Origin of the sequence: Nocardia jejuensis NBRC 103114 (assembly GCF_001613145.1) — a bacterium.
Classification (GTDB): domain Bacteria; phylum Actinomycetota; class Actinomycetes; order Mycobacteriales; family Mycobacteriaceae; genus Nocardia; species Nocardia jejuensis.
The window spans coordinates 1-12,736 of sequence record NZ_BDBU01000022.1 but is presented as its reverse complement, the minus strand read 5'-3'; the positions used below and the strand labels follow the sequence as shown (position 1 = coordinate 12,736).

Sequence of the window (12,736 nt, the reverse complement as noted above, 5' to 3'; positions counted from 1 at the left end):
GATCGCGACGGATCTGGATCGCACGATGATCTACTCCCGCAACGCCTTCGGTGGCGTGCCGGAGTCCTCGACGGTGTGCGTGGAGCATCTGGACGGTGCGCCGCTGTCGTTCATGACGGTGCTCGCGGCCGAGAGCCTGGCGGCGTTGAGCACGCCCGCCGCGCTCGTTCCGACCACCACCCGGACCATCGAGCAGTTCCAGCGGATCCGGCTGCCCGGCGCTCCCTGGCGCTTCGCCATCACCACCAATGGCGGCAATATCCTCGAGGACGGTGTGCCCGACATCGACTGGCGCGCGGGCCTCGAGGCCGCGGTGCACGCCATCGGCGTCACGCTGGCGGAGGTGAACGCCGAACTGCGTTCCCGCGTAGACGATTCCTTCGTCCTGAAGTTCAGGGTCGCCGACGAGCTCTTCAACTACCTGGTGGTGGACCTGGCCACCCTCCCGGCCGACTTCCTCGCCGAATGGGATGCCTGGTGCCGTCCGCGCGGCTGGTCCGCCTCCCAGCAGGGCCGCAAGATCTATACGATGCCGGACGCGGTGTGCAAGAGCCGCGCCGTCGCGGAAGTGCGCCGCCGCCTGGTGGATTCGGGCGAACTCGATCCCGCGGCCCCGCTCCTGGCGGCGGGCGACGGAGCCCTGGACGCGGAAATGCTGCGCTCCGCGCACGCCGCCATCCGCCCCCGCCACGGCGAACTCGAACAACTCGCCTTCACCCACCCCAACCTCACGGTCACCGAATCCTCCGGTATCCGCGCCGCCGAGGAAATCCTCACCTGGTTCGCCGCCGCCACGCCCCAACTGACCGGAACCCACTAGTCGGCCTCCCTTCGCGACATCACCGCCACCGTGGACGGTTCGGTTCGGTGAAATCGCCGGACGCCGGGCCGGGAGAGCGGCGTGCGCGTGGCGCCGCCGCTCTCCACGGTGTGCCGGCCTACTTCCAGGGCTGCAGGAGGCGGTTGGCCTCGGCGGCCAGAGCGATCTGGAAGAAGGGGCCGAAACTCACTCGGGCCACCCCGAGTTCGGCGTGCTCGGCACGAGTGTCCTTGTCGGGGATGCCGATCGCGTTGATCGGGAGGGACAGTTCGCTGGTGAGGGTGCGCTGGGTCGCGGCATCGTGGCGGCCGACCGGGTAGAGCACGTCCGCGCCCGCCTCGGTGGCCAGGCGCAGACGGGTGAGCGCGGATTCCAGGCGTTCCTCGGGGCTGCCGGTCTCGGGGCGCATGAAGACGTCGGTGCGGGCGTTCACCACGAAGCGCACACCCGCCGCATCCGCGGCCTGGCGGAGTTCACCCACCAGGTCGGCGTGCTCCTGCGGGGCGCGCAGCCGGCCGCCCTCACGGTGCACGGTGTCCTCGATATTGAGACCGACGGCGCCCGCCTCCAGCAGTCCGTCGATGAGCTCGGAGGGCTTCACGCCGTAGCCGGACTCGATATCCACCGACACCGGAATGTCCACGGTGGCGGTGATTTCGCGAATCCGGCCCAGGACGTCGGTGAATTCCATGCCCTCGTGATCGTCCTTGCCGAGCGAGTCCGCCAGCGGATGACTGCCGACCGTCAATGCCGAGAATCCGGCGTCCTGCACCAGTTTCGCCGACCAGGCGTCCCACACGGTCGGCAGGATCACCGGGTTCCCCGGCGTGTGAAGTTCAAGAAATGCTGCGGCCTTCTCCTTCAGAGTCATGCCACGATCCTGCCCCTCCGCGCGGACTGACGAAAGTGCCATGCCCCGGCATCGAACGGTCGCGGTCTCTCGCATGCGGTGTGCTCGCTCGCACAGCTCGCTGGTCGATAGCGATAACGCCCAGTTCAGAGCCCGTGAAGACGCCGAGGACCGGACCACGCGCGAGCCGTTCGGCCGCACGATGAACAGTTGGTTGCGCGGCCCGTCGGACTCGATCCCGTCAGTGACCGGAGGCGAGATCGCGCACGAGTGCGATCGCGGCGTCGGCATCGGGGCCGGTGGCGATGACACCGAGTTCGTGGCCAGCGAGGACGCCCAGGGTGAGGACTCGGGTGAGGCTGTCACCGGGGACCGGCCCCGCACCGGTAGTGGCGTTGCGCAGTTCCACCTGAGCGTCGAGGTCTCCCAGGGCGGACACCAGGGTGGCAGCGGGGCGGGCGTGCAGGCCCTGCTCGTTCGTCACCGCGACGATCTCCTCGGTCACCGGCGTCGACACGGTGGTGGTAGGAGGTGGGGGAGTGTCGTGTTCGCCTGCGAGCGTGGGGGTTTCGCCGAGCTGGGCGCGTTTGGCGGCCAGCGCCTGTTCGGCCTCGTGGGCGCTCTTGCGCAGGTCCGCGCCGCCCCCCGCCGCCGCCAGCGCCGCGACCAGACCCTCCACCAGCGGGGCAGCGGTCAGATGCACCTGGCGCGGCGGGTCCAGCAGGTCCAGGGCGGTTTCCGCGGAAAGAACCGCGCTGCCCAGATCCATCAGCACCAGCACCCCGTCGCCGCTGTCGGCCGCCGCGATCGCCTCGCACACCGCGACCGCGTCCGTGCCCAGGGTCGTCTCGTCCAACCCCGCCGCGACCTCGATCCGAATCGGCTGCCGCGGAAGCAGTTCGGTGGCAAGTGATACGGCCGCGCGCGCGAGCGCCCGACTGTGCGAGACCACGACCAGTCCGATCATCGGCGCACCTTCTCCCTGCTCCCGTGTTCCAGCCCGCGTGCCGGGCGGAAGCACTCTCGTCCGGCATCCGCTACCGGCGCCGCCCTCATCGCCACGACTCACGTGCCGCGCGTACGAGCAGCGCGGCGCTGGTCGCGCCTGGATCCTGGTGTCCCGCACTGCGTTCCCCGAGGTAGGAGGCGCGACCCTTGCGAGCGACCAGCGGGGTCGTCGCGTCCCGGCCGGATTCGGCGGCGACCACGGCGGCATCCAGGGCTTGCGCGCCGGACGCGGCGGCAGTGACGGATCGATCCAGGGCATCCGCGGCGGGCGCGAGGGCATCCACCATGGTCTTGTCCCCGAGTTCCGCTTTACCGCGCGCGATCACCCCGTCGAGCCCGGCGCGGAAGGCGCGCGCGAAATCGGCGGTATCGGAACCCTTTTCGATGACTCCGGCGAAGCGCAGGAAGAACGTCCCGTACAGCGGGCCGCTCGCCCCGCCGATGGTGCGGATCAGCACCATCGCGGTCTGCTTGCAGATGTCGGCGGGGGAGTCGGCGGCGCAATCATCCAGTGCCGCAACAGCCGCCGCCATTCCGCGCCGCATGTTCGTGCCGTGGTCGGCATCGCCGACGGCCGCGTCGAGCGCGGTCAGTTCCTCGGCGTGCTCGTCGATCAGCGTCGCGAACGTGCGAACCCAGGCGGCCGCGTCCAGCCCCGGCATCAGATGCCCCACCGCAGCGCGGGCGTGCGCACGGGCGCGTCCCACAGCGCCGTGAGTTCCTCGTCCAGCTTGGTCAGCGTCACCGAGCACCCCGCCATATCCAGCGACGTGATGTACGAACCCACCAGGGAGCGTTCGACTTCCACGCCGTGCCCGAGCAGCAGGCGTCGCACCTCGTCGAACATCAGGTACAACTCGAGCAGCGGAGTGCCGCCCATCCCGTTGAGGAAGCACAGCACCCGGTCTCCGCGCGTGAACGGCAGGTCGGACAGGATCGGTTCGAGCAGCATCTCGGCGATCTCGTGCGCGGGCGCCAGCGGTACACGCCGGCGGCCCGGCTCGCCGTGGATGCCGATGCCGATCTCCATCTCGTTCTCCCCGAGTTCGAAACTCGGGTGCCCGACGGCCGGGAGCGTGCCGGAGGTCAGCGCCACACCCATGCTGCGCGATCGCTCGTTCACCGCCTCGGCGATGCGCGCCACCTCGGCCAGCGGACGGCCCTGTTCGGCGGCGGCTCCGGCCATCTTCTCGAGCAGCACCGTCGCGCCGACCCCGCGCCGCCCGGCGGTGTAGAGGCTGTCCTGCACGGCCACATCGTCGTTCACCACCACGGCGGTGACCTCGGCCCCGCTCTCGGCGGCGGCGAGTTCGGCGGCCATCTCGAAGTTCATCACGTCGCCGGTGTAGTTCTTCACGATGTGCAGGACTCCGGCCCCGGCATCAACGGCGGCGGTGGCGGCGAGGATCTGATCGGGGACCGGTGAGGTGAAGATCTCCCCGGCGCAGGCCGCGTCCAGCATGCCGAGACCGACGAATCCGGCGTGCAGGGGTTCGTGTCCGGAACCGCCGCCCGAGACCAGGCCCACCTTGCCCGGCACGGGCGCGTCGGCGCGCACCACCAGTCGTTGTTTCGCATCCACCCGCAGATCCGGATGCGCGGCCGCCATTCCCGCCAGGGCGGCGTCCACCACGTCGGCCGGGTCGTTGATCAGCTTCTTCACCGCGTACTCCCCTCACAGGGCCGGGTATCGACTCGAGCCAGACTCGCACTCTCGGCGCGGCCGTGTCGAGGGATTCGGACTATTCGGGTCCGCCCTCCTCCAGGGAGCGCGCCAATTCGATATCGGTGACCAGCTGCACCATCAGATCGCGCAGCTCGCCGTCGGGCAGGTGGTGCGCGGCGAATTCGAACGGCTCGGAGACGTCGAGCCCGCCCTGGGTGGCCGCCAGGATCACCCACGGAATCCCGACGTCCGCCACCCCGAGGCGCTCTCGCACCAGATCGGTGGTGTCGTCGACGAGCGCGTTGCGATGGGCCACCGCGGCGGTCATCTGCTCCTCCAGATCGGCCCGGCGGGCCTCGAGCGCACCCAGATCCGCGTCGATCTCCTGGTCGGGCGTGGTGCGCACGGACCCGTCCTCGTATACCTGGAAGCCCTCGTTGACCGTGGTCGTGCCGAGCGAGACCTCCGCCTCGGCCAGCTCCGGCAGCGTGCGCAGACAGTCGAGCACCGCGTCCAGCGCCGCCACCAGCCGATCGCGAATCTCGCGGCGGCGCAGCAACTCCTGCTCGGCGTCCTCGCGCTCGCTCAGCACCTGTTCCACCGCCCGGCCGATCTGGAAGGCCATGGCCGTCGACTCCGGAGCCCAGCCACCGGTGGGCACGTACTCGCCCTCTTTCGGGGTGATGGTGTCGAGGAACCCGTTCACCGCGTCGAGCAGGTCCCGGAGTTGATCATGGGACACGCCCGGCTGACGGAAGGCCTCGAGATACTCTTCGTGCGCTTCCGCGGGTTCGGCCTCACCGTCGCTCACTCCGCCGATCCTGCCACGCGCGGACGGCAGAGCCGGGTAACGACGAATCAGTAGTTCTGCTGAGTACCCAATTGCTGGGCGATCACGCCCTGCAATCGCTGCAGGCCGGTCGGGGTGACACCGGTCTGCAACTGGCCCTCGATGCTGCGGATCAGGTGAGAATCGTCCATCACCTTCTCACTGGACTGGACCAATACCGTGCCCGCGCCGGTGAAGTCGAACTGCCGTTCCTCACCCGAGCTCACCCCGAATCGCGCCGCGCCCGCCGCCAGGAAGCTCGACACCCAGCGCTGGTCGTAGTGGTGACTCGGGGACGGGCAGTCCGCCCAGCCCACCAGTGACTCCGGATCCACCCGCATCGGCGGCTCGGCGAAGATGACCGGGCCGTTGGAGGAGGCCAGGAACTTGCCGGTGCCGATCAGCGTCAGGAATCCGGGCACGATGGACTGGTTCAGCGACAGACCCGGCTCGAAGGCCAGCAGGTTCGCCGCACGGATGGTCAGATTGCCGTCGTCCAGATCGAACGAATTGATGTTGTAGCCACGGTCGCCGATGATCAGTTTCCCGTGCCCCTCGGCGACCACGTAGTCACCGGTGAACAGCGGAGCCGAGAACTGTTGCGACACCATGTGCATCAGCCCGCCCTGCAGACCGTGCGAGAGCGGTTGGAACTGCATCTGCCCGTAGTAGGCGATCATCGCGCCCTTGCGCATGAACCACGGCTTGTTCAGGTCGATGCAGAAGGCGTAGTCGTTGCCCGGAATATTGTCGCTGTCACCGAGATTCATCGGATTCAGAATCTCGCTCACAGCTTCTCCTCACTGGCCTGCACGTACACCACACCCTGGCCGACACAGTGCAACTGCATCGCTTCACCCGAGCCCTTGCCGACCGCGTCCCGCCAGCTCAGCGCCGACTTCAATTCCGTCTGCACGTTGCCGTACGCGGCGATGAACGCCTGCGGGTCCACCACGACCGGATATTGGCCGCCCACGGGAAGTTCCAGGAATCCACCGTGCGCCAGCAGCACCACCGCGCCCTGCCCGGAGATCTGGGTGGTGAACATGCCCGCACCGGTGAGCACGCCGGTCGCGGCCCCGCGCAGCGCGCCCATCAGGCCGCCGCCGCGTCCACCCTGACCGCCGCCGCCCGAACTCGTCACCGAGACAACGGAACTCTGCAGACCGGCGGTGTTGGCGAGCAGGCGCGACGCCTCCACCCGCAGCACCGCACCCGGCTGCATGGTCACGATGTGCGTCTCCAGACCCGCGAAGCCGTAATGCACTTCGCCGTCGCCCTGGGCCAGCATGGTGCGCTCGTGTTCACCGGCCATCATGCGACCGGCCATGCCCATCATGCCGCCGAGGCCGCCCATCTGGCCCGCGCCCGGCACCTGATGCGGTGAGAACGACACGTCCCCGGTGTAGAACAGCATCGCCCCGGTGCGCGCCACCACGCCACCGGCGCGACCCGCGTGCACCTTGACGACTTTCCCGTTCACCTGCTCGAACATGCCGCCCCTACCGCTCGGCGGGCTGAATGAGCACGACGCCCTGCCCGTCCCAACGCAGCGAGAACGTCTCGCCGCTGCCCTGTCCCACCGCCGTGCGCCACGAAACATCCGTGACGAACGACTGATTCAGATTTCCGCGCGCGGCTACGAACGCATCCGGGTCCACCACCAGCGGATACTGCGGGGACACCTCCAGATGAATCAGCGGCCCGCCCGCGGACAGCAACGCCACCTGGCCGACACCGGTCACCGTGGTGGTGAACAGCCCCGCGCCGGTCGCCGCGCCGCGCAGACCCGCGAAACTCACGTTGGTGCGCAGGTTTCCGGCGAACGCGAGCAACTGCTGCGACTCCACCTGCAGGGTCTCGTTGTTCAGGTTCACCACGGTGACGTTCTGACCGCTCACCGCGAAGAACACCCGGCCGTTGCCGGAGCACTCCATGAGTGCGAGAGATTCCCCCGTGGCGCGGCGCTTGAGCCCCGCGACAAGTCCGTCGCCCCCGCCGAATCCGGCGCTCTTGAACTGGACCGTGCCTTCGTAGGCGATCATCGACCCGGAAATCGCGCGGAGACTTGTCCCGGCGAGTTGAGCCTCGATCACCTTTTTCGATTTTTCGAACAGCTGCGCCATCATCGCCTCGTCGTCGAACAGTGCCGCAACCCTAACCGATCAGGTCAGCGCCCGCGTGGTCATGTTTCTCGTAGAGTGGCAACGTCAGAATCGTCGCGGTAGAGCGCAGGACCCCGGCGGTTTTTCAGGGAGCATCCGAGGGGTCACACCTTGTCCGCAGTACTGGTGAAGGGCCAGAACGGCCCTTTGAACGTCAACGATGTCGTGATCAGCATGCAGGTGGCCGCACCCGCGGATCTATCCGCGCTGCTGGTCACCGATCACGGCAGGGTCCGATCCGACGCCGATTTCGTGTTCTTCAATCAGCCCAGCGGCCCGGGGGTGGATCTGCAGCCGGGCTCGGCGGGGCAGTCGCCCACGCTGACGGTGTCGCTGGGCGCGGTCCCCCCGGATATCGAGCAGATCCGCGCGGTGATCACCCTCGATGATCCGGGCACCAATTTCGGCCGCATCGCACCGCCGGTCGCCTACGTCTCGGACCTGTCCGGGAACCCGATGATCGAGTACCCGATCGAGGGGCTCAACACCGAATCCATCGTCATCGCGCTGGAACTGTATCGGCGGCAGGGTGGTTGGAAGGTGCGCGCCGTGGGGCAGGGCTACGCGGGCGGATTCGCCGCACTGGTCACCGATCACGGTGTGACGGTGAACGAACCGCAGCCGGCCTCCGCGCCGCAGGCCCCGTACGGTGAGTACCCGCAACCCGCGGGCGCGTATCCGCCTCCGGCACAAAGCTATCCGCCGGCCGAGCAGTATCCGCCGATGGGCGGCCCGCAGGGCGCGCCCGGATATCCCGCGCCCGCACCGGCTCTCGCGTCCACGGATCAGGATCTGCCCAAGAATCACGCGGTGAGTCTGGTGAAGGGTCAGCGCATCAACCTCCGCAAGGAGGGCGGGCCGGCCCTGACCTACGTGAAGATGGGCCTGGGCTGGGATCCGGTGAAGCGCGGCGGCATGTTCGGAAACAAGGCCGTGGACATCGATCTCGACGCGTCGGTGGTGCTTTTCGCCGACGCCAGCCCGGTCGATGTCGTCTACTACGGCAGCCTCGCCTCCAAGGACGGCGCGATCCGGCACCAGGGCGACAACCTCACCGGCGAGGGCGAGGGCGACGACGAGGTGATCGTGGTCGACCTGACCCGCATCCCCGCGCACGTGACCACGCTGCTGTTCATGGTGACCTCCTACAAGGGGCACACCTTCGAACAGGTCACCAATGCCTTCTGCCGCCTGGTGGACGGCCAGTCCAACAACGAACTCGCGCGCTTCACCCTCGCCGGCGGCATGCCGTTCACCGGTATGGCCATGGCGAAGGTGTACCGCGCCGGAGCCGGCGGCGACTGGAAGATGGAAGCGATCGGTGAGGGCCTGCAGGCCAAGCACCCGGGTGAGGCGGTGCCCCAGGCCGGGCGCTTCCTCAACTGACCGGCGCCGGCGTCCGGGGCCGCAGAAGCGGTGGGAGCCAGGCGAATCGGGGGTCGGGGGCGCGATCCAGGACGCCTCCGACCGGGTCGTCGGCCCCGTCGCGGCGGACCGGATCCTCCTCGGGCCGGTAGATCTGACGGATTATCAAGGCGCACAACGCCACCACCGCGAGATCGCGCAGGATCACGGTGCCGGTGAACCACTGCTCCGGGATGCCCTTGCGGTCGGTGCCGAGGTAGTAGTACATGCGCGGCACCCACACCAGGGCGTCGATCGTCATCCACGCCAACAGAATTCGGCGTTGCGGCAGTGCCAGCACCGCCAGCGGCACCAGCCACAGCGAGTACTGCGGACTCCACACCTTGTTGGTGAGCAGGAACGCCGCCACCACCAGGAAGGCCAGCTGCGCGAGCCGGGGGCGGCGCGCGGCCCGCAGGCCGATCCAGGCGATGCCCGCGCACGCGAGCAGGAACAGCCCCAGTGACACCAGGTTCAAGATGGTCGGGGAACCCTGGGCGCCGTCGAAACCGGACCAGCCGGTGAACGAGGTGATCACGTTGTAGATCGAATCGGGATCCGCGTGCCGGTCGGTGTTGAGCCGGAAGAACTCCCACCAGCCCTGGTGATAGAGCAGCGCGATGGGCGCGTTCACGGCCAGCCAGGTGACCACCGCGCCGCCGATCGCCGCCCCCGCCGCGCGCAGCGGACGCAGTCCGCCCCAGGCGGAATCGTCCTCGTCGAGGCGTTCGGCGCGCAGGCACAGGATCAGGATCGGGCCCAGCAGCAGCAGCGGATACAGCTTCGCCGCGCCACCGAGTCCCAGCAGGATTCCGGCCACCATCGGCCTGCGCCGGGCCCATGCCAGCAGTCCGCCTGCCGCGAAAGCCGTTGCGATAGCGTCGAAATTGGTGAACGCGTGCACCAGCACCAGCGGTGACATGGCGACCAGCGCGACATCCCACACCCGGCGGCTCGCCAATTGCGCCGACGCCCAGATGGTCACCAGCCACGCCATCGCCAGGAAGATCGCGACCACGTTGAAGTAGATGACCACCTCGAGCCCGCCGGGCAGCGGAGACTGCTTCCACGCCTTGGCGATTCCCATGGCGCCGTACTGGAACAGCCCCGAGAGCACCGGGTACTCCATGTACCGGGTCTGCGGTACGCCGTCCCCGCCGAAATCGGTCCACTGCTTCTTGTACGGGAACGCGCCCTCGTCCAGATGTTCCGCGCCGTACAGCGGCACCGTGTCCGAATAGCACATGGCGATGTACTGGCGGCCGTTGTCCCAATCCAGGCCCATGCCACCGGCTTCGGGCCGCTGCTGGATGCAGCCCGCCTTGCCGAACCAGCTCAGGGCCAGGAACAGGACCGCGAAGGCCATCAGGACCCGCATCGGCGTCCAGAACCGGACCCGGCCGATGACCGCGTGATCCCCGACCGGCCCGCCGATCAGATCGCACAGCTGGGCGGTCAGGGTGTCGGTGCGGCTCGGTTTGTCCCGGTCGTCCACCGAGCGCAGATCCGCGGCCAGCGGTTCGGGCGAGGTGTATCGCACGGGTGCGAGGCGTTCGGGTGCAAGGCGCTGTGCCGGTGGTTGTTCGGGCACAGTCGCCGCACCGGGCACCGCCACCGCCTCCCCGCGCGCCAGTTCCTGCTCGATCACGACAAGAGGCTACCGACCACGGGTCGGGGCGACACCACCGCCGGGCCCGCTGTTACCGCCGTTCCCGTTCCCGTTGCCCGCACCTCCGCCGTTGCCGGTTCCGCCCCCCGCGCTCGGGGTGGTCGTCAACGGCGAGCCGTCCGACGGCGCGACCGGTTGACCGGGCAGCGGGCCCGGGCCGTCACTCGGAGTCTGCTGACTCTGATTCTGGTTCTGCGGCTTCTGATTCGGGTTCGGCGCCAGGCCGGGCACCGGGATGGTGATACCCGGGAAGACCTCCACCTGGCTCTGCGTGATGACCGGCGGCAGCACGGCCTCCTGGGTGGTGGACTGCGCGGTGTACGGCGCCGACCACGACGGCACGCCCGCCTGACCGCCGATGGTGCCCGGCTTCGGGAACTTCTCGACCGGCGTGCCCTGCAGCGCGCCGTCCATCGTCTTCTTCCAGATGTCGGCGGGCAGGCCGGAGCCGTAGATCATGCCGCCGCTGGCGTTTCGCAGCCTGTCGCCCTGTTCGGTGCCGACCCACACCGCGGTGGACAGCGACGGGGTGTAACCGACCATCCAGGCGTCCCGGTTCTCGCCGGTGTCGCCGAGCTGGTTGGTGCCGGTCTTGGTGGCCGAATCGCGATTGCCGGACAGATTGTGGTTGCGCGACCACGCCGCGATCGGCTTCATCGCGTCGGTCACGTTGTCCGCGACCGCCGCCGCGACGCGCTGCTCACCGGCGACCTCGCCGCGATCGAGCAGGACCGTGCCGTCGGAGGTGGTCACCTTGGTCACGAAGTGCGGAGCCCGGTACATGCCCGAGGCGGCCAGGGTGGCGTACGCCGAAGCCATGTCCAGCGGGCGCACCTGGTACTGACCCAGCACGACGCCGTTGTTGGGGCCGTTGCCGTCCGGTTCGGTGAGCGTCTTGCCCACGCCCGGAATGGTTTCCGGGATGCCGAGCTTGTGCGCCATATCGGCGATCTTCTGCGGGCCGTTGCCTGACATGTCCAGCATCATGCGGTAGAAGCTGGTGTTCAGCGACCGCTTGAGCGCCTCGGCGATGGTGCACATACCGCACTGCTCGCCCTCGACGTTGGTGATCTTGATGCCGTTCACGGTGACCGGCGCGGAGTCGTACAGCGTGGAGAGCGGCTTGCCCATCTCCAGGTTCTCCGCCAGGCCGAACACCTTGAACGAGGAGCCCGGGGGCAGACCGGCATTCGCGAAGTCGTAGCCCAGGCCGTTGTTGCCGCCGTAATAGGCGCGCACCGCACCGGATTTGGGATCGACCGACACCACGGCCGTGCGCAGATTCTCCGGCTCGCCGTCCATCACGTTCTCGACCGCGCTGACCGCGGACTGCTGCGCCGCCGGATCGATGGTCGTGGTGATGTTCAGGCCCTCGGTGTTCAGCTCGTGCTCGGAGATGCCCGCCGCGGCGAGCTCGGTGAGCACCTGCGCCTTGACCAGGCCCTCGGGGCCGCTGCCCAGACTCTTCTCCTGCGTGGCCTCCGCGGCCGGAATCACCACCGGGTACTGCATATTGGCGCGATCGGCCGCGGACAGGTTGCCGCCGTCCACCATGCCGTTGAGCACGTAGCCCCAGCGGGTCTTGGCGCCGGTCGGGTTCTTCTCCGGGTCCAGATTCGACGGCTGCTGAATCGTGGCGGCCAGCACCGCGCCCTCTTCGCGGGACAGCTCCGAGACCGGCTTGTTGAAGTAGGCCTTGGACGCCGCGTCGATGCCGTACGCGCCACGACCGAAGTAGATCGTGTTCAGGTACGCGGTGAGGATGTCGTCCTTGCTCCACTGCCGCGCCATCTTGGCCGAGATCACCAGCTCACGCATCTTTCGAGTGAGCGAGCGTTCGTCACCGACCATCGCGTTCTTCACGTACTGCTGCGTAATCGTCGAGCCACCACCGGCACTCGCCTTGCCCAGCACATTGTCGCGGGCGGCGCGGATGAAGCCGGAGATCGAGAAGCCCGGATTGGTGTAGAAGTCACGGTCTTCCGCGGCGATCACGGCATTGCGCACGTGCGGGGGAATCTGATCGATCGAGACGTCGGTCCGGTTGCCTTCGGCCGGAACGACTTTCGACAGCACCGAGGTGCCGTCGTTCATGAAGATGGTGGCCACCTGGTTGGTCTTGAGCTCACCCGGCTGCGGCACGTTGACCGTCGAGTAGGCGACCAGGAACAGGGTGCTGGGCAGAATCAGGCCCAGCGCCATGCACACATAGGCGATGCGGCGCACGATCCGCCACGTCGAACGCTTCTTCTGCGGCGGACGCCCCCGGCCGCCGGAGCCGCCGGAACCCTCACCCGGGCGCCGCGGCGGCGGACCGCCGGGCGT

General features: G+C 68.5%; 12 protein-coding genes. 2 read left to right on the top strand and 10 right to left on the bottom strand.

Annotated elements, in window-relative coordinates:
- Positions 1 to 25: 25 nt before the first annotated feature.
- Complete coding sequence (locus NJ1_RS17510; RefSeq protein WP_067695479.1) at positions 26 to 820, top strand: HAD family hydrolase; 795 nt, start codon at positions 26 to 28, stop codon at positions 818 to 820.
- Positions 821 to 938: 118 nt separating this feature from the next.
- Here NJ1_RS17510 and NJ1_RS17505 read toward each other — a convergent pair whose 3' ends face one another.
- The 8 genes from NJ1_RS17505 to NJ1_RS17470 all read right to left on the bottom strand — a co-directional run bounded on the left by NJ1_RS17505 (position 939) and on the right by NJ1_RS17470 (position 7,299).
- Positions 939 to 1,691: an isocitrate lyase/PEP mutase family protein gene (locus NJ1_RS17505; protein WP_067695213.1), complete on the bottom strand. Its 753-nt coding sequence runs from the start codon at positions 1,689 to 1,691 to the stop codon at positions 939 to 941.
- A gap of 220 nt (positions 1,692 to 1,911) precedes the next feature.
- Positions 1,912 to 2,637, bottom strand: coding sequence for a dihydroxyacetone kinase phosphoryl donor subunit DhaM (gene dhaM, locus NJ1_RS17500; RefSeq protein WP_067695210.1), 726 nt, complete (start codon positions 2,635 to 2,637; stop codon positions 1,912 to 1,914).
- An 85-nt stretch (positions 2,638 to 2,722) separates the two neighbouring features.
- Complete coding sequence (dhaL, locus tag NJ1_RS17495) at positions 2,723 to 3,340, bottom strand: dihydroxyacetone kinase subunit DhaL (protein WP_067695476.1); 618 nt, start codon at positions 3,338 to 3,340, stop codon at positions 2,723 to 2,725.
- Positions 3,340 to 4,341 (bottom strand): dihydroxyacetone kinase subunit DhaK, encoded by a 1,002-nt coding sequence (gene dhaK / locus NJ1_RS17490; RefSeq protein ID WP_067695201.1) that lies wholly within the window; start codon positions 4,339 to 4,341, stop codon positions 3,340 to 3,342. Before dhaK ends, dhaL begins: the two co-directional genes overlap by 1 nt.
- Before the next feature lie 79 nt (positions 4,342 to 4,420).
- Complete coding sequence (locus NJ1_RS17485) at positions 4,421 to 5,155, bottom strand: hypothetical protein (RefSeq protein WP_067695198.1); 735 nt, start codon at positions 5,153 to 5,155, stop codon at positions 4,421 to 4,423.
- A 47-nt stretch (positions 5,156 to 5,202) separates the two neighbouring features.
- Complete coding sequence (locus NJ1_RS17480; protein ID WP_067695194.1) at positions 5,203 to 5,964, bottom strand: AIM24 family protein; 762 nt, start codon at positions 5,962 to 5,964, stop codon at positions 5,203 to 5,205.
- Entirely contained in the window at positions 5,961 to 6,668 is a 708-nt protein-coding gene (locus NJ1_RS17475; protein ID WP_067695180.1) for an AIM24 family protein, read from the bottom strand. The genes NJ1_RS17480 and NJ1_RS17475 overlap by 4 nt, the downstream gene beginning before the upstream one ends.
- Positions 6,669 to 6,675: 7 nt before the next feature.
- Complete coding sequence (locus NJ1_RS17470) at positions 6,676 to 7,299, bottom strand: AIM24 family protein (RefSeq protein ID WP_067695473.1); 624 nt, start codon at positions 7,297 to 7,299, stop codon at positions 6,676 to 6,678.
- Positions 7,300 to 7,449: 150 nt separating this feature from the next.
- Between NJ1_RS17470 and NJ1_RS17465 the strand changes: the two genes are divergently transcribed.
- Positions 7,450 to 8,724: a TerD family protein gene (locus NJ1_RS17465; RefSeq protein WP_067695177.1), complete on the top strand. Its 1,275-nt coding sequence runs from the start codon at positions 7,450 to 7,452 to the stop codon at positions 8,722 to 8,724.
- On the opposite strand, the gene NJ1_RS17460 is transcribed toward NJ1_RS17465, so the two are convergent.
- The gene (locus NJ1_RS17460) at positions 8,717 to 10,282 is read right to left on the bottom strand and encodes a glycosyltransferase family 87 protein (RefSeq protein WP_067695470.1); all 1,566 of its coding nucleotides are present in this window, start codon (positions 10,280 to 10,282) and stop codon (positions 8,717 to 8,719) included. The genes NJ1_RS17465 and NJ1_RS17460 overlap by 8 nt on opposite strands.
- Before the next feature lie 117 nt (positions 10,283 to 10,399).
- On the bottom strand, positions 10,400 to 12,736 hold a 2,337-nt coding region (locus NJ1_RS17455), incomplete at its 5' end, for a transglycosylase domain-containing protein (protein WP_422615757.1).